Origin of the sequence: Actinomadura pelletieri DSM 43383 (genome assembly GCF_003634705.1) — a bacterium.
GTDB classification, from domain to species: Bacteria; Actinomycetota; Actinomycetes; order Streptosporangiales; family Streptosporangiaceae; genus Spirillospora; species Spirillospora pelletieri.
In genome coordinates, this window is sequence record NZ_RBWU01000002.1 from 621541 (window position 1) to 647477 (window position 25937).

The 25937-nt window shown below is 70.3% G+C and carries 23 protein-coding genes; 6 read left to right on the forward strand and 17 right to left on the reverse strand.

Translation table 11 applies throughout. The features are described 5' to 3' along the window. Nucleotides 1–339: 339 nt before the first annotated feature. On the reverse strand, nt 340–1704 hold the full coding sequence (locus BZB76_RS09605; protein WP_211342919.1) for an LVIVD repeat-containing protein: 1365 nt from the start codon (nt 1702–1704) through the stop codon (nt 340–342). Nucleotides 1705–1948: 244 nt separating this feature from the next. Here BZB76_RS09605 and BZB76_RS09610 point away from each other — a divergent pair, with 244 nt between their 5' ends. Further along, entirely contained in the window at nt 1949–2596 is a 648-nt protein-coding gene (locus tag BZB76_RS09610) for a DUF305 domain-containing protein (RefSeq protein ID WP_211342920.1), read from the forward strand. 6 nt (nt 2597–2602) lie between these two features. Here BZB76_RS09610 and BZB76_RS09615 read toward each other — a convergent pair whose 3' ends face one another. From BZB76_RS09615 to BZB76_RS09655, 9 genes are read right to left on the reverse strand one after another with little or no spacing between them, the layout of a single operon-like run. Beyond that, on the reverse strand, nt 2603–3637 hold the full coding sequence (locus BZB76_RS09615) for a zinc-binding dehydrogenase (protein WP_121433940.1): 1035 nt from the start codon (nt 3635–3637) through the stop codon (nt 2603–2605). 7 nt (nt 3638–3644) lie between these two features. Then, nucleotides 3645–4997, reverse strand: coding sequence for an MmgE/PrpD family protein (locus BZB76_RS09620; RefSeq protein WP_121433941.1), 1353 nt, complete (start codon nt 4995–4997; stop codon nt 3645–3647). Continuing rightward, nucleotides 4994–5248: a biotin/lipoyl-containing protein gene (locus BZB76_RS09625; RefSeq protein ID WP_117398860.1), complete on the reverse strand. Its 255-nt coding sequence runs from the start codon at nt 5246–5248 to the stop codon at nt 4994–4996. The genes BZB76_RS09620 and BZB76_RS09625 overlap by 4 nt, the downstream gene beginning before the upstream one ends. Further along, on the reverse strand, nt 5245–6234 hold the full coding sequence (locus tag BZB76_RS09630) for an alpha-ketoacid dehydrogenase subunit beta (RefSeq protein ID WP_121433942.1): 990 nt from the start codon (nt 6232–6234) through the stop codon (nt 5245–5247). Before BZB76_RS09630 ends, BZB76_RS09625 begins: the two co-directional genes overlap by 4 nt. Next, nucleotides 6231–7211, reverse strand: coding sequence for a thiamine pyrophosphate-dependent dehydrogenase E1 component subunit alpha (locus BZB76_RS09635; protein WP_121433943.1), 981 nt, complete (start codon nt 7209–7211; stop codon nt 6231–6233). The genes BZB76_RS09630 and BZB76_RS09635 overlap by 4 nt, the downstream gene beginning before the upstream one ends. Beyond that, nucleotides 7208–7663 carry an FAS1-like dehydratase domain-containing protein gene (locus BZB76_RS09640; protein ID WP_121433944.1) on the reverse strand — a complete coding sequence of 152 codons (456 nt, stop codon included), beginning with the start codon at nt 7661–7663 and terminating at the stop codon, nt 7208–7210. The genes BZB76_RS09635 and BZB76_RS09640 overlap by 4 nt, the downstream gene beginning before the upstream one ends. Beyond that, nucleotides 7660–8127: an FAS1-like dehydratase domain-containing protein gene (locus BZB76_RS09645; RefSeq protein ID WP_121433945.1), complete on the reverse strand. Its 468-nt coding sequence runs from the start codon at nt 8125–8127 to the stop codon at nt 7660–7662. Before BZB76_RS09645 ends, BZB76_RS09640 begins: the two co-directional genes overlap by 4 nt. Then, nucleotides 8124–9689, reverse strand: coding sequence for an AMP-binding protein (locus BZB76_RS09650; protein ID WP_121433946.1), 1566 nt, complete (start codon nt 9687–9689; stop codon nt 8124–8126). The genes BZB76_RS09645 and BZB76_RS09650 overlap by 4 nt, the downstream gene beginning before the upstream one ends. An 18-nt stretch (nt 9690–9707) precedes the next feature. Further along, nucleotides 9708–10853 carry an acyl-CoA dehydrogenase family protein gene (locus tag BZB76_RS09655; RefSeq protein WP_121433947.1) on the reverse strand — a complete coding sequence of 382 codons (1146 nt, stop codon included), beginning with the start codon at nt 10851–10853 and terminating at the stop codon, nt 9708–9710. A 360-nt stretch (nt 10854–11213) separates the two neighbouring features. Here BZB76_RS09655 and BZB76_RS09660 point away from each other — a divergent pair, with 360 nt between their 5' ends. Further along, on the forward strand, nt 11214–12611 hold the full coding sequence (locus tag BZB76_RS09660; RefSeq protein ID WP_121433948.1) for an amidase: 1398 nt from the start codon (nt 11214–11216) through the stop codon (nt 12609–12611). Here BZB76_RS09660 and BZB76_RS09665 read toward each other — a convergent pair. Further along, nucleotides 12592–13440 (reverse strand): LLM class F420-dependent oxidoreductase, encoded by an 849-nt coding sequence (locus BZB76_RS09665; RefSeq protein ID WP_246006850.1) that lies wholly within the window; start codon nt 13438–13440, stop codon nt 12592–12594. The two genes, BZB76_RS09660 and BZB76_RS09665, sit on opposite strands and share 20 nt — an antisense overlap. Before the next feature lie 383 nt (nt 13441–13823). Between BZB76_RS09665 and BZB76_RS09670 the strand changes: the two genes are divergently transcribed. Continuing rightward, entirely contained in the window at nt 13824–15212 is a 1389-nt protein-coding gene (locus BZB76_RS09670) for an MFS transporter (RefSeq protein ID WP_121433950.1), read from the forward strand. A 42-nt stretch (nt 15213–15254) separates the two neighbouring features. On the opposite strand, the gene BZB76_RS09675 is transcribed toward BZB76_RS09670, so the two are convergent. Then, a complete protein-coding gene (locus BZB76_RS09675; protein WP_211342921.1) occupies nt 15255–15827 on the reverse strand; it encodes a TetR/AcrR family transcriptional regulator in 573 nt (190 codons plus the stop codon). A 318-nt stretch (nt 15828–16145) separates the two neighbouring features. Between BZB76_RS09675 and BZB76_RS09680 the strand changes: the two genes are divergently transcribed. From BZB76_RS09680 to BZB76_RS09690, 3 genes are all read left to right on the forward strand, one after another. Next, a complete protein-coding gene (locus tag BZB76_RS09680) occupies nt 16146–16595 on the forward strand; it encodes a helix-turn-helix transcriptional regulator (RefSeq protein ID WP_121433952.1) in 450 nt (149 codons plus the stop codon). Between the two features lie 5 nt (nt 16596–16600). Beyond that, nucleotides 16601–17014, forward strand: coding sequence for a VOC family protein (locus tag BZB76_RS09685; protein ID WP_121433953.1), 414 nt, complete (start codon nt 16601–16603; stop codon nt 17012–17014). Between the two features lie 72 nt (nt 17015–17086). After that, the gene (locus BZB76_RS09690) at nt 17087–19468 is read left to right on the forward strand and encodes an ATP-binding cassette domain-containing protein (RefSeq protein ID WP_246006851.1); all 2382 of its coding nucleotides are present in this window, start codon (nt 17087–17089) and stop codon (nt 19466–19468) included. A gap of 113 nt (nt 19469–19581) precedes the next feature. Here BZB76_RS09690 and BZB76_RS09695 read toward each other — a convergent pair whose 3' ends face one another. The 5 genes from BZB76_RS09695 to BZB76_RS34190 all read right to left on the reverse strand — a co-directional run bounded on the left by BZB76_RS09695 (nt 19582) and on the right by BZB76_RS34190 (nt 25937). Further along, nucleotides 19582–20373, reverse strand: a complete 792-nt coding sequence (locus BZB76_RS09695) for a DUF3050 domain-containing protein (RefSeq protein ID WP_121433955.1) — start codon at nt 20371–20373, stop codon at nt 19582–19584. A 29-nt stretch (nt 20374–20402) separates the two neighbouring features. Continuing rightward, complete coding sequence (gene ispG, locus BZB76_RS09700; RefSeq protein WP_420534770.1) at nt 20403–21587, reverse strand: flavodoxin-dependent (E)-4-hydroxy-3-methylbut-2-enyl-diphosphate synthase; 1185 nt, start codon at nt 21585–21587, stop codon at nt 20403–20405. Between the two features lie 26 nt (nt 21588–21613). Then, nucleotides 21614–23635, reverse strand: coding sequence for a 4-hydroxy-3-methylbut-2-enyl diphosphate reductase (locus tag BZB76_RS35800; RefSeq protein WP_246006852.1), 2022 nt, complete (start codon nt 23633–23635; stop codon nt 21614–21616). Nucleotides 23636–23947: 312 nt separating this feature from the next. Continuing rightward, nucleotides 23948–25108, reverse strand: a complete 1161-nt coding sequence (locus BZB76_RS09710; RefSeq protein ID WP_211342922.1) for an AfsR/SARP family transcriptional regulator — start codon at nt 25106–25108, stop codon at nt 23948–23950. 622 nt (nt 25109–25730) lie between these two features. After that, complete coding sequence (locus tag BZB76_RS34190; RefSeq protein WP_147449393.1) at nt 25731–25937, reverse strand: hypothetical protein; 207 nt, start codon at nt 25935–25937, stop codon at nt 25731–25733.

A 25937-nucleotide genomic window follows, 5' to 3' on the forward strand; every position in this document is an offset into this window, starting at 1 on the left:
CGACGCCCGACCCGCCGCCCCCGCCCCGACACGGGGACGGTCGTCCGCCGCCGGCGGCCGTTTCGTTCTCGAACCGGTCCACGCGCCGGCGATTCCGTGAACGAGTACTTTATGTCAAGTACATTCACACTGAAAAGTCGTATGTCTGTCAGATCTCCCGATTCAGTCCGCGTGACCACGATCTCCGACACGTGCACCGGCGCCTATGACGGCCCGGCGATCTGCTCCGTGAGGGACCATGGCGTTCCTTGGCGCGGCGATTTCGCCGGGCCACAGTCAAGGGACGGCCCCCGGCTCGCGGGCTTGTCGCCGCGCGAGGCCGAGGGCCGTCGGGGTGGATCAGTCGAAGTAGTTCGGTTGGGACTGGGCGTTGAGCAGGTCGAGCCTGACGCGCTTGGCCTTGTCGGTCAGCGGGTCACGCAGGTCCAGGACGTCCATACCCCGCTGGATGCCGTTGGAGTAGATGTAGCCGTTGTAGTAGTACGTCGACCACGTACCGGCCAAGGTGTCCAGGTTGTCGCCCCAGGGACCGCGGTCGAACCAGGCGATCTCCTTGGGCTTGCGGGAGTTGGTGAAGTCCATGACCGAGATGCCGCCCTGGTACCAGGACTGCACCATGATGTCCTTGCCCTTCACCGGGATCAGCGAGCCGTTGTGGGCCACGCAGTTCTCGTTCTCGGTGTTGTGGCGCGGGATCTTGTAGTAGCTGCGGAACCTCAGCTTGCGACGGTCGCCCTTGCCGACGATGTCGTAGATGGCGTTGGCGCCCTTCTCCGGGCCGATCTCCGCGTTGCAGGTGGCCGCGGCGCCGCCGCCCAGCTCGTCGGTGAAGACGATCTTGTTGGCGTCGTTGTTGAACGTCGCCGAGTGCCAGAACGCGAAGTTCTCGTCGTCGCGCACGCTGGTGATGGTGCGCGGCTTCAGCGGGTCGGAGATGTCGAACAGCACGCCGTCGCCCATGCAGGCCCCGGCCATCAGGTCCTCGTCGGGGTAGGCGGTCAGATCGTGGCAGCCCGAGGTGGCGCGGGTCTGGCCCGGCCACGGCGTGTCCGGCGGGTCACCGGGGTTGCCGCCGTCCGGGAACAGGACCGGCTCGGCCGCGACATGCGCCTTGGCCGGGTTCCGCAGCGGGACCTTCACGATCGATATGAGGTCATGCGGGGTCTTGCAGTCGGGGTAGGTGTCGTTCGGAGAGTACGAGGACACGTAGATGTACGCGTTGTGCTTGCTGGGCACGAGCGTGTTCGTGTGGGAGCCGCACTTGGTCTCGACGGCCTTGACGTAGCGCGGGTTGCGCACGTCGCTGATGTCGAAGATCTTGATGCCCTCCCACGCCGACTTCTCGGTCGCGGGCATCGGTGTGGACTGGCACGAGTCGTCGCTGCGGGAACTGTCGGTCGACAGGAACAGCAGGTCCCCGGCGATCGACACGTCGTTCTGCGACCCCGGGCAGTGCACGACCGCGACGACCTCGGGCTGCTGCGCGCGTGTGAGGTCGTAGACCGTGAAGCCCTCGTAGTTGCCGCCGAAGGCGTAGTCGCCCTTGAAGGCCCAGTCCGAGCCGTAGGCGGTCGGGGCGGCGAGCGGCCCCTGTTTGGGGACGTTCGCCAGCAGGTGAATGTTCGGCGACTTGGTGATCACTTCACCGCCGGGCGCACGGTCGGCCGCGGCCGCCGGAACGTACAGCGACGTGATCACCAGCATGGCGCCGGAGAGGATGCTCAGAAGGGTTCTCTGTCTGGTTCTTCGCTGGGGAGCTGACGTCACCCCGGGACTCCTTGTCTGCACGGATCCGTGAACAGGTTCCTGATCTTCCGGAGTATGAAGTGTTTCGAGGTCGTTGCATAGACCTGGGCACTTATGTAGGGGTCTTTCGGCCAAAGGGTACTTTTGTTCAGGCTTGTTCTACGGATACGGTCCGGCTACCGGGTGGATGCGGGAGGGTTCGATGAGGCACCGGATCGCGGGGGCGGCCACGGTGGTCGCGGTGGCCGTCGCGGCCGTCGGGACGCTGGCGGCATGTGGGGGCGACGAGCCCGAGGCGGCGCCGTCGAGGACGGTGCTGGTTCCGGGCCGTCCGGGAGAGCCCAACAAGACCCGGGTCGCGGGGCCGAGCAAGGCGCCCCTGGCCACCCCGGCCGAGGTGCGGTTCGTGCAGATGATGATCCCGCATCACGCGCAGGCGTTGGAAATGTCCGAACTGGCTCCGGAACGGGCGTCCGACCAGCGTGTTCGTTCTCTGGCCTCCCGTATCGACGCCGCCCAGAAAGTCGAGATCGCGGCGATGCGGTCATGGCTTGAGCACAACTCCGAGGCCGTTCTGAAGGCGCACGGCAAGAACCACGGCGGGCACCACGACGGCATGCCGGGAATGGCCACGGCGGAGCAGCTCAAGCAGTTGCGGGACGCGCGCGGCGCCGCGTTCGACCGGCTCTACCTGAACCTGATGATCACCCATCATCAGGGCGCGCTCACCATGGTGAAGGACGTCCTCGACCGGGGCACCAACGTCACCGTCCAGGAGCTGGCCCGCGACGTCCAGTCCACGCAGTTGGCCGAAATCGGCCGCATGCGCGGGCTGTTGGCGAAGGGCTGAGCGCGCTCAGGGACGGACGAGGACCTTCAGGGCCTCCCGGTCGTTCATCGCGCGGAACCCGGCGGCCACGTCGTCGAGATCGACGGACAGGTCGAACATCTCGCCCGGCGTGATCGTGCCGTCCAGGACCTCGCCGAGCAGCTCCGGAATGTAGCGCCGCGCGGGCGCGACGCCGCCGGTGACGGTGAGGTTGCGCATGAAGACGTCGAAGTCCAGGCGCGCCTCGGTGTACTGCGGGACGCCGACCCGGCTGATCGTGCCGCCGTCGCGGACGACGCCCAGCGCCGTCTCGAACGCGGCCGTGGTGCCGACGCACTCCAGCACGTGGGGCGCGCCGTCGCCGCCGGTCAGCTCGCGCACGACCGCCACCGCCTCCTCGCCGCGCTCCGGCACCACGTCGGTCGCGCCGAACCGGCGGCCGAGGTCGGTGCGGTCGCGGTGCCGGCCGAGCAGCACGATCCGTTCGGCGCCGAGCCGCGCGGCCGACAGCACCGCGCTCAGCCCGACGGCGCCGTCCCCGATGACGGCGACCGTGGAGCCCTTTGCGACGGCCGCGGTCACGGCGGCGTGGTGGCCGGTGGGCAGCACGTCCGACAGGGCCATCACCGAGGGGATCAGCGGGTCGTCGACTCCGACCGGCAGCTTGACGAGGGTGCCGTCCGCCTGGGGGACGCGGGCCGCCTCGCCCTGCCCGCCGTCCAGACCGTTCACCGCCCAGCGCCCGCCGTTGCGGCAGGAGCCGTGCAGGCCGTCCCGGCAGAAGTCGCAGGTGTTGTCGGTCCACAGGAACGGGACGAGGACGACGTCGCCGCGCCGCACCGACCGCACGTCGGCGCCGGTGTCCTCGACGACGCCCATGAACTCGTGCCCGATGCGCAGGCCCTCGGCGACGGGCTCCATGCCCCGGTACCGGTGCAGGTCGCTGCCGCAGATGCACGCGCGGGTCACCCGGACGAGCGCGTCGCCCGGCTCCACCAGGACCGGATCGGGGACGTCCTCGACCCGGACGTCGCCCCGGCCGTAGATGAGCGTGGCTCGCATCTGGTGATCACTCCTTCGGATGGACGATCGTGGCGTCGATCAGCTCGCGTACCGGACGGCGGTCGAGGTCGAGCGCGACCGCGATGAACCCGTCCAGCCCGGCGGGGGACAGCGGTGTCTCGGCGACCAGGGCGCGCAACCGGTCGGCGGTCTCGTTCCGGTCCCAGTTGAACGTGGTCGCGTCGGGGGCGAACGCGGCGGTGCGGACGCCGTCGCGGGTGTGCACGGCGACGCGGCAGCCGCCCTGCGGGACGTCGGTGGCGGCGGTCACCGTGATGCGGCGGGTCAGGTCCATGTGAGCGGGGTCGTCGAAGGCGTACAGGTCGTCCAGGCCGATGCCGCCGTGGCGGAGCGCCGTCGCCAGGCAGTAGGGGAGGCTCATCAGGGTGCCGCCGACGTCGCGGAAGGGGCCGTGCGCGTCGATGCCCGGGTAGGCGGCGTCGTTCGGTGCCAGCGTGACGGTGACGGAGGTGACGTCGTCCTCCTTGAAGCCGTGGCGGCGCGCGAGCCCTGTCAGCACCGTGACCGGGACCTGGTTGATCGCGCAGACCGGGTACGGCTTGTAGGTGACGCGGCGGATCCGCCAGTCGTCGCCGAGCCGCAGCGTCTCCGGGGCGGGTGCCGAGGGGACGCCGGAGAAGGCGCGCAGGTGCCCGGCTGCGCCGTCGAGGGAGTCCGGTGCGCCGGTGACGCCGCGGGCGGCAAGGAGCGCCGCCACCATGCCGTTGCGGCTCGCCGCGCCGACCTGGTAGCGCCATTCCTGGGTGCCCGCGAGCCATGTCTGGTTCGTTCCGCCGCCGAACGCGGCGGCGAGGCCGAGCGCGGACACGGTTCGCGCGGTGTCGAGGCCGAGCAGGCGCGCGGACCCGGCCGCCGCGGCCAACGGTCCGTAGACGCCGGTCGCGCGGAAGCCGCGGGCGGTGGACGGTCCCGCGTGCCCCTCCGCGATCACGGACGCGGCCTCATAGCCGGCGATCATCGCGGTGAGCAGGTCCCGGCCGTGCGCGTCGGCGCGGTCGGCGAGGGCGAGCAGCGCGGGCAGCGTCGTCGAGCCGAGATGGGTGGACACCGAGATCTGCGTGTCGTCCTGCGTCCGCGCGTGGATGAGAGCGCCGGTCGCCAGCGCGCACGACTCGACCGTCACGGCCGTCCCGTCGATCGGGAGCCGCGCGCCGCGCGCCGGGTCGCAGGCGCCGTGTTCCTTGGCGAAGGCGTAGCCGGTCTCGGCGAGCCGGTGCCCGGCGAGGCCGACGCCGAGGTCGTGCAGCAGCGTGACCTTCGCCTTCTCGACGACATCCGGCGGGACGGCGGCGAGGGAGAGCCCGGCGGTGAACTCCGCGACGTGTTCGGCGAGCGTCACGGCGAGGCCCCTTCCCCGTCGGGGGCGATCCTGGCGATGACCTGGCCGACGACGACGTCGGCGTCCTGGGCGACGAGCAGTTCGACGACCGTTCCGGCCGCCGGGCTGACGATCTCGGCGGTCGCCTTGTCGGTCTCCATCTCGGCGATGGGCTCGTCCTCGGCGATCCGGTCGCCGACGTTCTTCAGCCACTGGACGATGGTCGCCTCGTCCATGGTCGCGCCCCACTTCGGCACCACGACGTCAGTCAAACCCTCGTCCTCTCCATCGTGTCCGACGCGGCCAGAACCACGTCGTCGGCCCTCGGGTAGTAGGCGAGTTCCAGGTCGGGAGCGAACGGCACCGGGGCGAACGGCGGGCACACCTGTTTCGCCGGGGCGCGCAGGGACGCGAAGCCGTCGGTGGCGGCGAGCCGGACGACCTCCGAGCCGACACTGCACGGGCCCTGCGCGTCCTGGACGACGACGAGCCGTCCCGTCTTGCCCAGCGACCGCAGGATCAGCGCCTCGTCGAGCGGGCTCAGCGTCCGCAGGTCGAGCACCTCGGCGTCGACGCCGCGTCCGGCGAGCGCGTCGGCGGCCTCCAGCGCGCATGGCACGGTGTCACCCCAGCACACGAGCGTCACGTCCGCGCCGGGACGGCGGATCAGCCCGGCCCCGATCGGCACGATGTGGTCCGGGTCGTCGGGGACCTCGCCGCGCCGCGTCCACAGGCTCAGGCTCTCGATGACGATCACCGGGTCGTCGTCCCTGATGGCCGCCTTCAGCAGGCCCTTCGCGTCGGCGGGGGTGCCGCCCCAGACGACCTTCAGCCCGGGGACGGACGCGAGCCAGCCCTCCAGGCTCTGCGAGTGCTGCGGGCCCGATCCGCGGTGGCCGCCGCACAGGGTCCGGATCGTCAGCGGTACCGCGAACGCTCCGTCCGACATGTACGACATCTTGGCGGCCTGGTTGACGAGCTGGTCCATGGCCAGCGTGATGAAGTCGAAGTACATGATCTCCGCGATCGGGCGGAGCCCCGCCATCGCCGCCCCGACCGCCATGCCGGTGAACGTCGCCTCGCTGATCGGGGTGTCGCGGACCCGCCATTCGCCGAACCGGTCCCGCAGCCCGCGCGTCGCCGCGAACGGCCCGCCCGGCGCCCCGACGTCCTCACCGAACAGGTGGACGGACTCGTCCCGCTCCAGTTCCTCGTGCAGCGCGGAGTTGACCGCCTGCCAGTACTTCACCGAACTCATGCGAAAACCTCCCCTCCCACCGGACGGCGGTAGACGTGCGCGGAGATCGACGCGGGCGACGCGACGGGGTCGGCCTCGGCCGCGGTGACCGCGTCGGCGATCTCCTGCCGGGCCCGCTCGTCGATGGCGGTGAACTCGGCGGCCTCCGCCGGGTCTCCGGACACCGACGCCGCCAGGCGTTTCAGCGGGTCCGCCGCCTTCCACTCGGCGACCTCCGCGGGGTCGCGGTACCGCTGCGGGTCCCCCTCGAAGTGGCCGTGCCAGCGGTAGGTCACGCATTCCAGCAGCGTCGGGCCGCCACCCTCCCGGGCCCGCGCGACCGCCTCCTCGGCGGCACGGCGGACGGCCGTCACGTCGTTGCCGTCCACCCGGACACCCGGGACGCCGTACGGGGCGGCGTGGTCCGCGACGTGCCGAGCGGCCAGATGCACGGAGACGGGCGTCAGCTCGACGTACTGGTTGTTCTCGCACACGAACACGAGCGGCAGCTTCCACAGCGCCGCCAGGTTCAGCGACTCGTGGAACACACCTTGGGCGACCGCGCCCTCACCGAAGAACGCCACCGCGACGCCGTTCCGGCCCTGCCGGGCGGCGGCGAAAGCGCCGCCGAGCGCGATCGGGATGCCCGCCCCGACGATCGCGTTCGCGCCGAGGATGCCCACGGCCGGGTCCGCGATGTGCATCGAGCCGGACCGGCCGCCGCAGTACCCGGTCGCGCGGGCGAGCAGCTCCGCCATCATCGCCTTCGGCTCGCCGCCCTTGGCGAGGCAGTGCCCGTGGCCCCGGTGCGTCGTGGTGATGGGGTCGTCGCGGCGCAGCACGTCGCAGACACCGGCCGCGATCGCCTCCTGGCCGATCGAGACGTGCAGTGTTCCCGGTAGCCGCCCGGTCGCCATCAGTTTGGCCGCCGCGACCTCGAAGTGCCGGATCCGTGCCATCGTCCGGTACAAACGCCGCGCCACCGTCGTGTCGGTCATGCTGGGACCTCCTCTCCGTCGCCGGACCTTCGCGGGAACTCCAGGACGGCGGTGCCGGGAGCGCAGAGCGTGCCGTCGGCCTTGCGTTCCTCCAGCGCGCATTCGACGAGCCCGGCGCCGGAGCCGTCGACGCGGCAGGCGGTCACGACGCCGGTGCAGGTGAGCGTGTCGCCGGGGACGGCGATGCCGCGGTTGCGCCAGCCGAACCGGCGCAGCCGGGCCCGCGGGCCCGCCCAGGCGAGCGCCGTCCGCAGCAGGAAGCAGCCGTGCAGATGGGACTGGACGAGCACGTCCGGGTAACCCTCGTGCTCGGCGTAGGCGGTGTCGTAGTGAATGCGGTGCGCGTTCCAGGTCGCCGCGCTGAACCGGAAGAGCTGGATCGTGGTCGGACGGATCGTCACCGGGTCGAGCGCCGTGCCGACGGTGACGTCCTCGAACGTCGCGGGGGTCATCGGGTCGCCTCCGGGCGGGCGATGAGGTTGTCCCGGCAGATCACCAGGGGAGTGCCCGACTCGTCCGAGAACATGCGCAGCATCGTGATGACGAGGAACGGACCGGAACCGCCCTGTTTGAGCGTCACGTCCTCGACGGACGTCTCCCGGACGACCTGCGTGCCGTCGCGGACCGGGGCGTGGAAGTCGAGGTCCTGACCGGCGCCCATCAGCCGCAGGCCGTCGAGGGGGAGCCCGGCCGTCTCGTCGCCGGTGCCGTCCGGGCGCAGCGCGTCGTCGGCGGGACCGGCGCCCCAGCCGAGCACGCTGCTGAGGAACAGCGGAGGCGCCGTGTCGCCGGGAGGCTCACCGGCGGCGACCGCGAACCGTTGGAAGTCCTTCGCGGACACGGGCCCGAGGTCGTCGCGGGTGACCGTGCCGATCCGCTTCCGCACGCGTTCGCACACCTCTTCCAGGGTGCTCATCGTTCACCTCCGGGAACGAGCCGCCGCCTCAGCAGCTTCTTCTCGATCTTGCCGATCGACGTCTTGGGCAGCGCGTCGACGACCTCGATCCGGGTGGGCACCTTGAACGCCGCGAGACGGGCCCGGCAGTGCTCGGCGATCTCCTCACGGGACGGCGCCGCGCCGGACGCGCGGGGCACGACGAAAGCGCACACCTCCTCGTCCCGGACCGGGTCGGGCGCGGCGACGACCGCCGCCTCCGCGATCGACGGATGCGCCAGCAGCGCGAACTCCACCTCGCTCGCCGAGACGTTCTCGCCCGCGCGTTTGATGACGTCCTTCTTCCGGTCGAAGAAGTACACGTAGCCGTGCTCGTCGAGGTAGCCGTTGTCGCCGGTGTGCAGCCAGCCGTCCCGGATCGCCGCCGCGGTGGCCTCCAGGTCCTTGAAGTAGCCCTTCATCAGCGTCCTGCCGGGCACCCCGGACACGAGGATCTCGCCGACCGTGCCCGGGGGGACGTCGTGTCCGTCCTCGTCCACGATCCGGATCCGCCGGTCGAAGTTGGGCAGGCCGATGGACGGCCACCGGCGGTCGCCGAACACCGGGGACATCGTGACGACCGTGCCGCCCTCCGACAGCCCGTAGCCGTTGATCAGTTCGACGCCGAAGCGGCGTTCGAACGCGTCCTTCTCCCGGTCGGTGACGTTGATGGCGTAGACGGCGCGGTGAACGCGGTGGACGGCGTCGTCCGGCGACGGAGGCTGCGCGAGCATCGTCCGCACCTGCATCGCGACCAGGCTCACCGAGGTCGCGCCGTGGTGCCGCACCCGCGACCAGAAGCCGCTCGCGTGGTACTCCTCCAGCAGGACGGCCGTGCCGCCCACGGTCAGCGCCGCCAGCACCGTGATCTCCTGCGCGTTGATGTGGAACAGCGGCAGCGCGGTCAGCAGCCGGTCACCGCCGTGCAGCGCGGCACCGCGCGCCACCCGCTCACCGCCCCACAGACAGTTCGCGTGCGTGATCATGACGGCCTTGGGGCGGGCGGTGGTGCCCGAGGTGAACAGCATCTCCACGACGTCCTCGGAGTCCACGCGGGCGGGCTCGACGGGCGGGCCGGACGCCACATCCGAGAACGGGACGAACCCGCCCCGCCCGTCGCCGCCGCGCGCCACGATCCGGTGCGCGACCTTCGGCGTGCGCGCCAGAACCTCCTCGAACATCGGGACGTGGCGAGGTTTGGTGAGGACGCCCACCGCCTCGGAACGCTCGACCAGATACGCCAGCTCGGCGGCCGAGGCGGCGACGTTGGACGGCACCATGACCGCGCCGAGCCACGCCAACCCGAACCACGCGAACACGAACTCGGCGCAGTTGCGCAGATGGATCACGACCGCGTCGCCATGGCCGACCCCGAGGGCGGCGAACCCCCCGGCGGTGCGGCGGACGGCGTCGAGCGTCTCCCGGTAGGTGTACTCGGTGACGGCGCCCGAGGCGTCCTCGACGACGAGGCAGGCGCGGTCCGGATGCCGGTCGCACCGCTCGACCAGCAGGTCGGCGAGGGCGCGGTTCCCGATCAGGTCCACGAACGGCTCCTCGTGCTCTCAGTCCCGCGAGGACAGGCCGAGCAGGTTCCGGGCGATCATCCAGCGGTGGATCTCCGAGGAGCCATGCCCGATCCGCCAGACCCGTACCTGCCGGTAGAAGCTCTGGATCGGCAGCTCCTTGCTGTAGCCGAGCCCGCCGAAGATCTGGAGGCAGCGGTCGGTGACGCGCTGGGCCATCTCGGTCGCGTACAGCTTGGCCATGAACGCCTCGTTGCGGATCGGCCTGCCCTCGTCCGCCATCCAGGCCGCCCGGTACACCAGGAAGCGGGCCGCGTCGAGTTCGACGACGGAGTCGGCGAGCATCCACTGCACCGCCTGCCGTGTCGCGATGGGCTTGCCCCACGTCACCCGTTGCTTGGCCCACTCGACGGCCATGTCGACGCACCGCTGCGCGATGCCGAGCTGGAAGGCGGCGATCTTGAGGCGTCCATGGGTGAGCTGTTCGGACGCCAGCGTCCAGCCGCCGCCGACCGGGCCGAGCCGCGCGGAGTCCGGGACCACGCAGTCGCTGAACGACAGCTCGTACGGCTCCCAGTCGTCGCCCATCGTGGGAATCGGCCGGGACACCTCGAAGCCGGGCGTGCCCATGTCGACGAGGAAACAGGTGATGCCGCGACTACCCGCGCTCGGGTCGGTGCTGGCGAACAGGATGCAGAAGTCGGCGCGGTCCACCTCGGAGATGAAGATCTTCGTTCCGTTGATGATCCAGTCGTCGCCGTCGCGGACGGCCGTGGTGGTGATGCGGGCGAAGTCGGAGCCGGTGCCCGGCTCGGTGAACGCGTAGCAGCTCCGCCGTTCCCCGGCGATGACGGGGTACAGGTAGCGCTTCTTCTGTTCGTCGTCGGCCTGGTAGAGAACCGGTTCGGGGCTGCCGCCGAACTCGAACATCGCCGGATGCTTGTACAACTCCTCGGCGACCAGGCAGGACGCGAGGGTGCCCATGCCCTGACCGCCGTACTCCTCGGGAACGTCCAGGGCCCACAGCCCCTGGTCTCTGCCCCGTTCCTGGAGGGTGCGGCGCTCCTCGGGGGAGAGCCGTCCCTCGGCGAGGAAGCGGGGCTCCAGCGGCATCAGCTCGCGCTCGCGGAACCGGCGCACCGAGTCGACGAACATGCTGAGTTCGGCCGGGACGGTGAAGTCCATATCGCCGTGACCTCCATTCGACCGACTAGTCGGTCGGTTCGACTTTCGCACGGCCCCCGGCCGTTGTCAACGGTCGGCCGAACGTTCCGCGAAAGTGAGCGTGAATGGCTCTTCCGTCGCCAGGGAAGCGGGGGTTGACGGCCTCGCCGAGCCGGAGTTAACGTGAATCGTCCGACCGGTCGGTCGAGAGCGATTCGACCGCTCTGAGCTGCATAGATGTCTGCCTGGATGCCAGGCCGACCCGGATCTTCGGCTTCCGTCACTCCATTGATCTTGTCCCGTTCGTGGGCTTCGAACGGCGTGCTCCGCCGCCGTCCACGGCGAAATACATATCCTCGGTCGAATTTCTCAGGAGGACGGATGGCGGCCGATCTGAACAATGCGCCGACGGCGGCCGAGCTCGTCACCGCGTACGCCGCCGGGACGCTCTCGCCGGTGGAGGCGGCGACCGCGGCCCTGGAGACGATCCGCGAGCGCGACGCCGACCACAACGCCTACGCGCTCGTCGATCCGGACCGGGCCCTCGCGAGCGCCCGCGCCGCCGAACGGCGCTGGCGCGACAAGTCGCCGCTGGGGCCGCTCGACGGCGTACCGATGTCGATCAAGGATCTCTTCCTCACCCGGGGCTGGCCGACCCTCCGCGGTTCACGGCGCATCGACCCCGACCAGCCATGGGACGTCGACAGCCCCGTCGCCGCCCGGCTGCGCGAGGGCGGCCTGGTGCTGCTCGGCAAGACCACCACCCCGGAGATGGGCTGGAAGGGCGTCTGTGACAACCCGCTGACCGGGATCACCCGCAACCCGTGGGACACCTCCCGCACCTCCGGCGGCTCCAGCGGCGGCAGCGCGGTCGCGGTCGCCACCGGCATGGGGCCGCTGTCGGTCGGCACCGACGGCGGCGGCTCGATCCGCATCCCCGCCGCGTTCTGCGGCGTCGTCGGCTTCAAACCGACCCACGGCCGCGTCCCGCAGTACCCCCTCAGCTCCCTGGCGGTCCTCGCGCACGCCGGACCCATGGCCCGCACCGTGACCGACGTCGCGCTCCTCCTGGACGCCCTGGCGAGGCCCGACCACCGTGACCCCTACCACCTCGGGCCCCACGGCGGCCCCTACGGCCGGGCCGCCGACCGGGACGTCCGGGGCGTGACCGCCGCCTTCTCCGCCGACCTCGGATACGTCCGCGTCGATCCGGAGATCGCCGCCGTCGTCGCGTCCGCCGCGCAGGCCCTCCAGGACGCGGGGATGCGGGTCGAGGCGGCCGATCCCGGGTTCCCCGATCCGCTGCCCGCGTTCGACGTCCTGTGGTGCGCCGGGGCGGCGAAATGGCTGGACGTCTTCGACGCCCGCGCCGATGACGTCGACCCCGGGCTGCGCGCGGTGATCGAGCGGGGGCTCACCTACTCGGCGGGCGACTATCTCGCCGCCGAGGCGGAACGGCTCGCGCTCGCCGTCCGGATGGGCGAGTTCCACACCCGCCACGACGTGCTGATCACCCCGACCGTGCCGATCCCCGCGTTCGCCGCCGGGCACGACGTGCCGCCCGGCAGCGGCATGAGCGGCTGGCCCGAATGGACGCCGTTCACCTACCCGTTCAACATGACCCACCAGCCCGCGATCAGCGTGCCGGTCGGGTTCACCGCCGCCGGGTTGCCGATCGGTCTCCAGATCGTCGGCCCCCGGCACGCCGAGGAGCTGGTTTTGGCCGTGGCCCGCGCGGTCGAAAGAGGGCCGGGCGGGGCTAGCGGAGGCGGGACGTGAACGTCGCGAGGTCGTCGAGGGCGCGGAGGGCGTCGGCCGCCGGCACGGTGGGGAGCGCGAGCCCGACGCGTTCCACGCCCGCGTCGGCGAGCTCCTCGACGGCGCGGGCGTCGGCGCCGAGCCCGCAGAGCGTGATCGGAACGTCGGGTCGTCCGCGCTCGGCGAAGAGCCCGGCGACCCGCCTGATCTCGGACGGCGGCGTCGCGGCGCGCGGCAGCCATCCGTCTCCGTGGCGGACGACCCGCGCGATCGCCGCCGGGCTCTCGCCGCCGACGTAGATCGGCGGATGCGGCTTGCGCACCGGCTTCGGCCAAAGGTGGATGGGGTCGAAGTCGACATGGTCACCGTGGAACTCCGGCTGGTCCTTGGTCCAGATCGCCTTCATCGCGGCCAACTGCTCGTCCATCCGGGCGCCCCTCGTGCGGGGATCGACGCCGTGGTTGCGCATCTCCTCCCGGTTCCACCCGGCGCCGACCCCGAGGATCACGCGGCCGCCGGAGAGCACGTCCAGGGTCGCGACCTCCTTGGCGGTGTGGATCGGGTCCCGCTGGGGGAGCAGCGCGATGGCCGTGCCGAGCAGCAGGGTGCCGGACGCCGTGGCGGCCGCGGCGAGCGCCGGAAACGGGGCCAGCGTCCGGTGGTAGGCGTCCGGCAGCTCGGCGCCGCCCTGCCATGGGGTCTCGCGCCGTACCGGAATGTGCGAGTGCTCGGCGACGAAGAGGGAGTCGAAGCCGCGCTCCTCCGCCGCGCGGGCCAGGACGTCCGGACGGATGCCCTCCGCCGTCAAAAGCGTGTAGATGCCGAACTTCACGGGATCACCAATTTCCATGTATCGCGCCTTCCGAGCCTAGGAGGACGCGGGGTGAACGGCAATGGCAAAACGTTGATGGATCATGAAATCAGGGTTGACACGTGCTCTCCACCCTGTAATCGTAATCATACGCCCGACCGGTCGGTCGGGAGGAGTGGGGAAATGGTCGGCGCGCCTCGCCCACAAGGCGGCGGGGCCGACCCCGAGATCGCCGCCCCGCACTGACGACGCGGACGATCGATAACGCGCTGCCCGGGGGAACCAGCGCACTGAGAGCCGTGCCGAGAAATGTCGGGCCCGGCCGGTGAAAACCCGGACGTCCGCACTTTCCACGCGCGCGGCAGGTGGCCGGGAGACCGCCGACGGCGGTCCGCCACTTCGTTTGGGAAAGGAAAACGCGGATGGCCTCCGGAACGACACCCGCGAAAGGCGTGCCCGCGAAGGGCAAACTGCGGATCGCCGCCGCCGCGCTGGCGGCGTCGAGCATCGAGAACTACGACTTCTTCATTTACGGAACCGCCGCGGCACTGGTCTTCCCGGACCTGTTCTTTCCGGGACACAGCCCGCTCGCCGGGGCCCTGCTGTCCTTCTCCACCTTCGCGATCGGGTTCGTCGCCCGGCCCCTCGGCGCGGTGATCTTCGGTCATCTCGGCGACGTCCACGGCCGGAAACGGTCCCTGGTGATGGTGCTGCTGACGATGGGTCTCGGCACCACGCTCATCGGCGTCCTGCCCACCTACGACGCCATCGGACCCGCGGCCCCGCTGCTGCTGGTGCTGCTGCGGCTCGTCCAGGGAATCGCGCTCGGCGGGCAGACGGGCGGGGTGATCCTGTTGGCGTTGGAGAGCGCGCCGTCCCACCGCCGCGGCTTCTTCTCCAGCTTCGCGCTCGCGGGCGGACCGGCGGGCATCCTCGTCGGCAACCTCGCCTTCCTGCTCGCCGACCTCGGCACCACCTCGGCCGCCTTCGAGGCGTGGGGCTGGCGGCTGCCGTTCCTCGCCAGCGTGGTCCTGCTCGGGCTGACGATCTACATCCAGTTGCGGATCGAGGAGACCGAGGCGTTCCGGCGCCTCAAGCGCGCCGCGACGGTCGACAAGGCGACGCGTCCGGCGCCGCCCGCCAGGCGTTCCCCGGTCCTGGAGGCGCTGAGCCGCTACCCGAGGCGGATCGTGCTCATCGGCGGCGCCTACGTCGGCATCAACGTCACCTACTACCTCTTCATGACCTTCGCCGTCGCCTACGGCACCAACGAGGACATCCTCGACATGCCGAAGAGCAGGATCCTGCTCGGCGTCCTGCTCGGGGCCGCGGTCCAGCTCGTCATGCTCCCCGTCGCGGGGGCGCTGTCGGACCGCGTCGGCCGCCGCACGATGATGACGGCCGGATCGCTGCTGCTCGCGGTGTGGGCGTTCGCGTTCTGGCCGCTGCTCAACACCGAGTCGCCCGTCGTCATCGCGTTCGCGTTCGTCGTCGGGCTGGGCCTGCTGCACACGACCATGTACGCGCCGCAGGGCGCCTTCTTCGCCGAGACGTTCCCGACCGCGACCCGCTATTCGGCGATGTCGCTGAGCATCCAGGTCGCGTCGGTGGTCGGCGGAGCGGTGGCGCCGCTCATCGCCACGTCCCTGTACGCCTGGACGGGAACGTGGGTCGCCATCGCCGTCTACATGGCGGCGGTGTGCCTCATCACCGTCGTCTCGGTGCGACTGCTGCCGGAGACGTACCGCAAGGACATCGAGGAGCCCGCGACACCCGGCCCGGACGAGGCCGACACGGTGGGCGCGGCCTAGGCCGAGGAGCCCGAGGCCGGGGACGTCCCGGCCTCGGCTCCGTCAGGGCCGCAGGCCGCGATACGCGTAGTCCCAGAAGGCGTCGGCGATCTCGTCGTAGGTGAGCTTGCCGTCCGGGTGGTACCACTGGTACGCCCAGTTGCTCATGCCGAATATCGCCAGGCAGAACAGCTTCGTGTCGACCTCACGGAACGTTCCGGCGGCGATGCCGTCCCGGATGACGTCCTCCACCATCGCCTCGTAGCGGGCGCGTTTCTCGGTGGCGACGGCGAGATCGGCGTCCGGCAGTTCGCGGTGGTTCTCGAAGAACACCCGGCACTGGCCGCGCCGCGTCACGATGTTCCGCAGAAAGTCACCGATCACGCCGCGCAGCAGTTCCGCGGGCCCGACGCCCCGCTCGACCCGGGCGAGATGCGATTCGATCAGCCCGTCGATCAGTTCTTCGTGCATGTACCACAGCAGCTCCGACTTGCTGCGGAAGTAGTGGTACAGGGTGGGTTTGCCGATACCGACGGCGGTGGCGATGTCGTCCATGGACGCGCGGGCGTAGCCCAGTTTCTCGAAAAGGTCGGCGGCCACCCGGATGATCTCCGCGCGCCGTTCGTCCTTTGACATCTGCCGCCGCCTCGACCGCCGCGCCGACTCAGCTTCCGACATCCGCGTTCACTCCGCATCGCTGGAGAACATCAAGAGGCGAGCCGACCTTGAGAGTCGGAGCGGAACCCCCGCCAGATCGCTTGATCCAGAAGTATACCAGGATGTTGATAAATGCCTTGCCGTCCACGGGTAAGGACACCGCCCGGCGGAATGGGACGCACTTAACAAAGCAATGAACGGCGGCGTCGCGGTGAAATGGGGAAGAGGCCGACCGGACGAAGTGACCCGTCCCACGGATTGCCGGAGCGTCGTGTGTGACGACGTACAATCGCGCATGTGACCAGCAGAACCGCCTCCGCGCAGCAGTTGCGCGACCTCGCGCTGCTGCGTCGTGTCCGTGACCGGATCGACCGGGAGTACGCGCAACCGCTGGACGTCGAAGCGCTCGCCCGGAGCGTGAACATCTCCGCCGGGCATCTCAGCCGACAGTTCCGCCTCGCCTACGGAGAGTCACCGTACTCGTACCTGATGACGCGGCGCATCGAACGCGCGATGGCGCTGCTGCGCCGGGGCGACCTCAGCGTCACCGAGGTGTGCTTCGCGGTCGGCTGCTCCTCGCTCGGCACCTTCAGCACCCGCTTCACCGAACTGGTCGGCGTGCCGCCCAGCGTCTACCGGCGCGAGGCGGCACAGGCGACGGCGGGCATGCCCCCCTGCGTGGCGAAACGGGTGACCCGACCGATCAGGAATCGAGAAGCCCCGCCTGGTGAGCCGCGGTTAGCGTGAGAGGCATGAACCTCACCATTCACGCGAGCTTCCTTCCGCACGACGACCCCGACGCGTCCCTGGCCTTCTACCGGGACGTTCTCGGCTTCGAGGTCCGCAACGACGTCGGCTACGGCGGAATGCGCTGGATCACGGTCGGCCCGCCCGGCCAGCCCGGCACGTCCATCGTCCTGGAGCCGCCCGTCGTCGAGGGCTGCGGCATCACCGAGGAAGAGGGCCGCACCATCACCGAGATGATGGCCAAGGGCACCTACGCCGGGATCAACCTGGCCACCGAGAACGTCGATGATACGTTCGACAGGTTGCAGGCGAGCGGGGCCGAGGTCGTCCAGGAACCGATCGACCAGCCGTACGGCGTCCGCGACTGCGCCGTCCGCGACCCCGCGGGAAACCTGATCCGCATCCAGCAGTCGAGCTGACCCTCACCCCTCCCGTGCCCGGTGGCCGTGCGCCCTGGGCGGACCGGGCCCCGAGCAGTAGATGGAGACATGATGAGCATGGCCGCGGACACGTCCGCTGTGCACGTAGCCGACAGCCACGACCTGATCCGGGTGCACGGCGCGCGGGTGAACAACCTCAAGGACGTCAGCGTCGAGATCCCGAAGCGCCGCCTGACGGTGTTCACCGGTGTCTCCGGTTCCGGCAAGAGTTCGCTGGTGTTCGGCACGATCGCCGCCGAGTCCCAGCGGATGATCAACGAGACGTACAGCGCGTTCATCCAGGGGTTCATGCCGACCCAGGCGCGGCCGGAGGTCGACGTCCTGGACGGGCTGACCACCGCGATCATCGTCGACCAGGAGCGGATGGGCGCCGACCCCCGCTCCACGGTCGGCACCGCCACCGACGCCAACGCGATGCTGCGCATCCTGTTCAGCAGGCTCGGGCGGCCGCACATCGGCTCGCCGCAGGCGTTCTCCTTCAACGTCGCCTCGATCAGCGGGGCGGGCGCCGTCACCATGGAGCGCGCGGGCAAGACCGTGAAGGAACGCCGCTCCTTCAGCGTCACCGGCGGCATGTGCCCCCGGTGCGAGGGGCGCGGCGCGGTCACCGACATCGACCTCTCCCAGCTCTACGACGACTCCAAGTCCCTCTCCGAAGGGGCGTTCACCATCCCCGGCTGGAAGTCCGACAGCTTCTGGACGGTCCGCGTCTACGCCGAGTCGGGCTTCGTCGACCCGAACAAGCCGATCCGCGAGTTCACCAAGAAGGAACTCGACGACTTCCTCTACAAGGAGCCCGTCAAGGTCAAGGTGGACGGCGTCAACCTCACCTACGAGGGCCTGATCCCCAAGATCCAGAAGTCGTTCCTGTCCAAGGACCGGGAGGCGATGCAGCCGCACATCCGGGCGTTCGTGGACCGCGCGGTCACGTTCACGACCTGCCCCGACTGTGCCGGCACCCGGCTCAGCGAGACGGCCCGGTCGTCCAGGATCGCGGGTGTGAACATCGCCGACGCGTGCGCGATGCAGATCAGCGACCTCGCCGAGTGGGTCCGCGGCCTCGACGAACCGTCGGTGGCGCCGCTGCTCGGCAAGCTCCAGCACACGCTCGACTCGTTCGTCGAGATCGGGCTCGGCTACCTGTCGCTGGACCGTCCGTCCGGGACGCTGTCGGGCGGTGAGGCGCAGCGCACCAAGATGATCCGCCATCTCGGTTCCTCGCTCACCGACGTCACCTACGTCTTCGACGAGCCCACCACGGGCCTGCACCCCCACGACATCCAGCGGATGAACGACCTGCTGCTCCGCCTGCGGGACAAGGGCAACACGGTGCTGGTCGTGGAGCACGAGCCGGAGACGATCGCGATCGCCGACCATGTCGTCGACCTCGGCCCCGGCGCCGGAACGGCGGGCGGCACCATCTGCTTCGAGGGCACCGTCGAGGGGCTGCGGACCGCCGACACCGTCACCGGCCGGCATCTCGACGACCGGGCGGCGCTCAAGGACGACGTCCGCAAGCCCACCGGCGTCCTGGAGATCCGCGGCGCGAACACGCACAACCTCCAGAACGTCGACGTCGACGTGCCGCTCGGCGTGCTGTGCGTCGTCACCGGCGTCGCCGGGTCGGGCAAGAGCTCCCTCATCCACGGTTCGGTGCCCGCCGGCGCGGGCCTGGTCTCGGTCGACCAGACGCCGATCCGCGGGTCGCGGCGCAGCAACCCGGCGACCTACACCGGGCTGCTCGACCCGATCCGCAAGGCGTTCGCGAAGGCGAACGGGGTGAAGCCGGGGCTGTTCAGCGCCAACTCCGAGGGCGCCTGCCCCAACTGCAACGGCGCCGGGGTCGTCTACACCGACCTGGCGATGATGGCGGGCGTCGCCACCACGTGCGAGGAGTGCGACGGCAAGCGGTTCCAGGCGTCGGTGCTGGAGTACCTGTTCGGTGGCCGCGACATCAGCGAGGTCCTCGCGATGTCGGTGGGCGAGGCCGAGGAGTTCTTCGGTTCCGGTGACGCCCGCACTCCCGCCGCGCACAAGATCCTGCAGCGGCTCTCGGACGTGGGGCTCGGCTACCTCAAGCTCGGCCAGCCGCTGACCACGCTGTCCGGCGGGGAACGGCAGCGGCTGAAGCTCGCCACGCACATGGCCGACAAGGGCGGCGTCTACGTCCTGGACGAGCCGACCACCGGTCTGCACCTCGCCGACGTGGAGCAACTGCTCGGGCTGCTCGACCGGCTCGTCGAGGCCGGAAAGTCGGTGATCGTCATCGAGCACCACCAGGCGGTCATGGCACACGCCGACTGGATCATCGACATCGGTCCCGGCGCCGGTCACGACGGCGGCCGGGTCGTGTTCGAGGGCACCCCGGCCGAGCTGGTCGCCGCCCGTTCCACGCTCACCGGCGAGCATCTCGCGTCCTACGCCGGCGCCTGATCCGCCCGAGGCGCGGGGCAGGGGCGGCCTGGACAGCCGCATCGCGGGGTTCGACGCTCGCGATGCGGCCGACATCGAGGTGGCCCCGCCCGGGCCGGTGGGCGAAGGCCGCGTCAGGCCGCTTCGGGCATCGCGCCGAGAATGCCGTCCCACAGCCTGAGCCGCGCGGCGAAGGCGAGGTCGACGGTCGCCTCGCACTCCGCCCATTTGGCGTCGTCGCCACCGCACAGGTCGACGAGCATCTGCATCGCCATGGGCGTGTGCTCCTCGCTGTCCACCTGGATGTGGCGCCGGAGGTAGTCGACGAACGTCGACAGACTGCCCGATTCGGCGTTCAGGGCCGCCACCTGGTCGAACATTTCGGGGATCAGGTCCTCGCGGCCGAACGCGAACGCCGCGGCCTGGCGGTGCACCGGAGCGTCGGCGATGAATCCCCAGGTCACGTCGACGAACTCGGCGGCCGGTTCCGGTACGCCCGCCTCGCGCAGCGCCGGGGCGACGGGCCTGCCGGCGCGGAGCAGGTCGATGAAGGCGTCGACGCGTGTGGTGTCGGCGCCCGCCTGCCGCATGCCGTCCAGGTACAGCTCGAAGTGGCTGATGAAGCCGCCGTCGAGTTCGTCGCTCTCCTCGACCAGCGTGATGTCGTTGATGAGCCGCCGGCTGACCGTCGGCCCGGTGGGCACCCAGGGCACCTGGACGCAGGTCAGGTTGCGCTGGAGGGACTTCAGTAAGGACATGAAGTCCCAGACGGCGAAGACGTGGTGCTCCATGAACGTCACCACCGCGTCCTGGGTGTTCAGTCGCTGGTACAGCGGGTGGCCGATCACCTTGTCGCGGGCCGACTCCACGGCCTGTTTGAGCTTTTCGATGGCCGGATCGGTGTCGTCCCAGTCGTATCTCGACATGGCCGCTCTCCTTCTGGGTCGTCCCTCGGTCAGAGGGTGATGACTTCCGGTTCGCCCGTGGCGGCCTGGCCGTCGCGGGTCGTCTCCTCGGCGAGGCGCAGGGCCTCGTCGATGAGGGTCTCGACGATCTTGGACTCGGGGACGGTGGTGACGACCTTTCCCTTCACGAAGATCTGGCCCTTGCCGTTGCCGGAGGCGACGCCGAGGTCGGCCTCGCGGGCCTCGCCGGGGCCGTTGACGACACAGCCCATCACCGCGACCCGGAGCGGCACGTCCAGACCGTCCAGCCCGGCCGTGACCTCGTCCGCGAGCTTGTACACGTCCACCTGCGCGCGACCGCACGAGGGGCACGACACGATCTCCAGGCGGCGTTGCCGCAGCGCGAGCGACTCCAGGATCGCGATGCCGACCTTGACCTCTTCGGCGGGCGGCGCGGACAGCGACACCCGGATCGTGTCGCCGATGCCCTCCGCGAGCAGGGCACCGAACGCCACGGCCGACTTCACCGTCCCCTGGAACTGCGGGCCTGCCTCCGTCACGCCGAGGTGCAGCGGGTAGTCGCACGCCGCCGCCAGCTTCCGGTACGCGGCGATCATCACGACCGGGTCGTGGTGCTTGACGGAGATCTTCAGGTCCTGGAAGCCGTGCTCCTCGAACAGCGAGCACTCCCACAGCGCCGACTCCACCAGGGCGTCCGCGGTCGCGCTGCCGTGCTTGGCCAGCAGCCGCTTGTCCAGCGACCCGGCGTTCACCCCGATCCGGATCGGCACCCGCGCGTCGGCCGCCGCCTTCGCGATCTCCGCCACCCGGTCGTCGAACGCCTTGATGTTCCCCGGGTTCACCCGCACCGCCGCGCATCCGGCGTCGATCGCCGCGAACACGTACCGGGGTTGGAAGTGGATGTCGGCCACCACCGGGATCTGCGACTTGCGGGCGATCTGGGGGAGCGCCGCGGCGTCGTCCGCCGACGGCACCGCCACCCGGACGATCTGGCATCCGGACGCCGTCAGCTCCGCGATCTGCTGCAACGTCGCGTTGACGTCCGCCGTGACCGTCGTCGTCATCGACTGCACGCTCACCGGCGCCCCACCGCCGACCAGCACGGCCCGATCGTCGTGCCCCAGTCGTAGCTGCCGGGTCGTCCGGCGCGCGCCGTTCGCCGGGCCGTCCGGCGCGGGTGTCCCCGGCATCCTCGGTAATCCGAGATCAACCATGTGCAGGTCTTCCCTTCCGTTCGTGGTCAGTGGTCCCGGTAGGCGACCCGCGCCGCCATCTGCCCCAGGCGCCGCCGCCAGCCGTCCGTGAGCGGCGCCGTGGCGAGCGCCGTCCGGGCGGACGCGACGAGGCGGTCGATCCGTTCCTCGATCTCCTGGTCCGCGCCGGACTCGAGCAGCGCGGCGCGCAGCCGGTCCGGGTCCCAGCCGCCGCGCTCCAGACCGTCCGCGACCAGCCGTCCCACCTGGGCGTCCCGGGTCGCCGCGAGGGCCAGCAGCAGGTTCATCCGGTGTTCGTCGACGTCCAGGCCCGCCGGTTTGCCGGTCGCCGCGGAGTCGCCGAAGGCGTCGAGCAGGTCGTCGCGGAGCTGGAACGCCTCACCGGCCGCGACCCCGTACGCCTCGAACGTCTCCAGAAGGTCGGACCGCCCGGCGATGGACGCCCCGAGGGCCAGGGGCCGGTGGATGGTGTAGCGGCCGGACTTGCAGACGGCGATCCAGCGGGCGAGGTCCGGGTCCGGCGCGGGCTCGGCGGCCAGGGCGACGTCCAACTGCTGGCCGATGATCATCTCGGTGGTGAGGTCGGTCCAGATCTCCATGGCCGGTCCGGGCAGCCCGGCGGTGAGCCGGTTGGCGTAACCGAACGCCAGGTCTCCGGCCAGGATCGCCATGCCCTCCCCGTACCTGCGGGCCTCCCCGACCCAGCCGCGCTCCGCGTGGATCGCGGTGTGCTTGACGTGGACGGTCGGCACACCGCGCCGGGTGGGCGAGTTGTCCAGGACGTCGTCGTGGATGAGGGCGAACGCGTGCAGCAGTTCGAGCCCGGCCGCCGCGGCGACGACCGCGTCCGCGCCCGCCGGGTCGTCGACGGTGCCGCCCGCCGCCAGATAGCCGCTGACGCAGAACATGGGCCGCAGCCGCTTGCCGCCCGCGGCGACCAATTCTGCGACGGCCTCGACCGGTAGGGCGGCGCGGGCGTCGACGGCGCCCCAGCGCGAGCACTCGGCGCTCAGCAGCTCCTCGATACGGGCGGTGGCGCGGGCGAGCAGCGCGGCCGACGCCGCGTCTTCGTCCTCGTTCCGGGACGGCCGCTCGAGCCCGGACGGCAGCTTGAACACGACGGTCTCGCTGGCCGTCGTCTCCGTCTCGACCTCGGTGAAGCCGAGGGCGTCGAGCCGCTCGATGACCTGCTCGACCAGCACCTCCGGCGCGCTCGCCCCGGCGCTCAGGCCCACCGTCTCGACATCGGCCAGCCATCCCGGGTCGAGCCGGTCGGCGTCCGGGAGCAGCCGCGCGCGGGTTCCGGCGGCACGCGCCACCTCCACCATCCGGATGGTGTTGCTCGAGTTGGCCGAGCCGACGACCAGTACGAGGTCGGCGCGCTTGGCGATCGCCTTCACCGCGTTCTGCCGGTTCTGGCTGGCGTAGCAGATGTCCTCGCTGCCGGGGCCGACCAGCCCCGGGAAACGCTCGCGGAGAATCGACACGATCTCGGACGTGTCGTCCACCGACAGCGTGGTCTGGGTGAGGAAGGCGGCGGACGTGCCGGGCGGGAGTTCGAGCCGCCTCGCCTCGTCCGCGTCCTGCACGATGACCGTGCGGTCCGGCGCCTCGCCGTAGGTGCCCTCGATCTCCTCGTGGTCGGCGTGACCGACGAGGATCAGCGTCCGCTCGTCGCGGGCGAACCGTCTGGCCTCCTGGTGCACCTTGGCGACGAGCGGGCAGGTCGCGTCGATGACCGTGAGGTGACGCCGGGCGGCGTTGTCACGCACCTGCGGGGACACCCCGTGCGCGGAGAAGATGCACACCGCCCCGTCCGGCACCTCGGTCTCCGAGTCGACGAACCTCGCGCCCCGCGCCTCCAGCTCCCGGACGACGTGTTCGTTGTGCACGATCTGCTTGCGGACGTACACCGGCGCCCCATGAATCTCAAGCGCGCGTTCCACGATCTCGATAGCCCTGTCCACCCCGGCGCAGAAGCCGCGCGGCTCCGCCAGAATGACCCTCTTGCCGCCCGTTCGCCGGCTGTTCTCCACTGCGGTAGCCATAAATTAAAGGGTGCGGAGCGGCAGAGTGGACCGTCAAGGATCGGCGTGGGGCAACATATTGTCACCGAACTTCGGTCGGTGCATCCGACTATATCGCCGATCTCGGTGATACAACTTGTCGCGGTAGGAAAGTCATGTGGCGCCTGAGGAGGAGCCCGAAAAATGCGCGGGGAAGCCATTGAGTGGATGTGATCGGCCGTTTCGTCGAACGGCGACGTGGAACGTGTGCTCGGCTCGGCGGCCCGCCGCGGGCGGCCTCGGGGGGTTCGGCGGCGGGCCGTCGAGCGCGAGAGGACGCGGCCGTCGGGCCGCTCAGATCCCACCTCCGGGAACCGGACGCCAGTCCAGCGCCGGGGCGTGGTTCAGGATCTCGTTCTCCAGATGTTGGAGCGCCGGCCGGGGATCGATGCCGAGCTCCTCCGCCAGCCGTTTCTGGTTGGTGCGGAGCACCGCCAGCGCCTCGGCCTGCCGGCCGGACCTGTACAGCGCCAGGCTCAGCAGCTCACAGCCGTACTCGCGGAGCGGATGGGCCTGGGTGAAGGCCTCCAGTTCGGCCACCGCCATCTCGTGGGCGCCGACGGCCAGCAGCGCCGCGCAGCGTCCCTCGACGACCGACAGCCGCAGCTCCTCCAGTCGGGCCGCCTCCGGCCGCACGTAGCCGGTGTCGGCCACCTCCGCGTACGCCTGGCCCCGCCACAGCGTCAGCCCCGCCTCGAACTCGCGGAGCGCCTGCCGTGGCTCACCGCGGTCGAGGGCCCGCCATCCGGCGGTGGCGCGTTCGCTGAAGCGGTGGACGTCGACCTCGACGACACGGTTGTCCAGCAGGTAGCCGCGGCCGAAGGTGCGCAGCACCGTCGCGGGGGTCCGCGGCGCGCGGTCGGGTTCCAGGACCCGTCGCAGGTTGGCCACATAGGCCTGCAACGAGGTGATCGCCGATGGTGGCGGGTTACCGGTCCACAGCTCCTCGACGATCACGTCGACGGCCACGGGCTGACCCACCTTGCTGACCAGGACCGCGAGCAGCGCGCGCTGCTTGGGCGCGCCGAGGTCGACGAGCCGTCCGGCGACGACGGCCTCGATCGGCCCCAGCGCCCGGAACTCCGCCAAGGGACGCGGCGTGCGCGAGGCGCGCGCCGGGGGCGTGGCCCACCGGACGGTGCCCGCCGCCACGGGCGGCATGGTCGGGGTGATCTCGGTGCCGTCCCGGTCGCCCGTTGCGGGGTCGAACGCGGCGGACGCGGGTGGTGTCGGTGCCAGGTCGAGATCGAGCCCCTGGGCGAAGTACACCTTGAGCATCTCGTTGGCGCGTCGCAGCTCCCGCACTTCGCGTTCGAGTTCCGCGATGCGCCGGGCGTCCCCGTTGCCGTGGCCGTTGCCGCGACTCGACCGCCGTCCACTTTCGACCCGTGACCGGCGGCCGCCGGTTCTTTCGCCGATGACCATTGTATCGACGTTGGTCTTCTCGTTCGTCATCTGTGAACTCCCAACATCTCACCGCCTTGTTCGGGGGCGCCTGGCGAGAAGCGGGACGGCGGCCCGGCACGGCAGTGTCGGTGCATGGAGGTGACGAGCACGCGTGAACGCTGAAACGATATTCCCGGGCGAGCGCGTTGATATCGCGACAGGTGTGTGACCCGGAGGTCATGCGGCATTTGATAATTCTGCCGCGCGCCATTCATGTCGAATGGTGAGGGAGGTGTCGAGGCGTGCCGCCGAAGAACGGCGACGCCAGCTGGGATTTCATTGATTCCGACATGCATCGAACCTGGCGCCCATAAATTCGTAATGTGGCCTATTCGACCGCATACGAAGTCCGGCGCCGCGCAAAATAACTGCATTCCGCAGCCCCCGTGATGATTTTTTCCAGCCCCCGATGCCGGCGCAAGCCAATGTAGCCGCGAACCGTTACCCCGTCAATGTACGGTACGTGCATGAGCCATTGCGTTGCGTATTGACTTTCGCGGTGTCCTGGAGGTGAACGCCGCGGGCCGTCGCCGTCAACGCGAGGCGGTGGTCGGTCCGGCCCGGCCGCCCGCCATGTGAAGTTGCTAGGTTTTCGCAGGTCATCGCCCTGTTGGACGAGGTCGGCCGGTCGTCAGGCGCGGGTCGGCACATGGCAACAAATTGTCATGTGGTCGACGCCTGGATTCCCGTCAAGATCATCGAAATTGCCGGGCAAGATTTTTTGTTTCTCCGGTTTTTCGGGAATCTTCAGGATCACGGGTCGCATAATGCTCGGCGGTGCGGCGTTTCCCGATGCCGGGACATTGTCGGTCGGCTGCCTGATCAAAAGATCATTCAC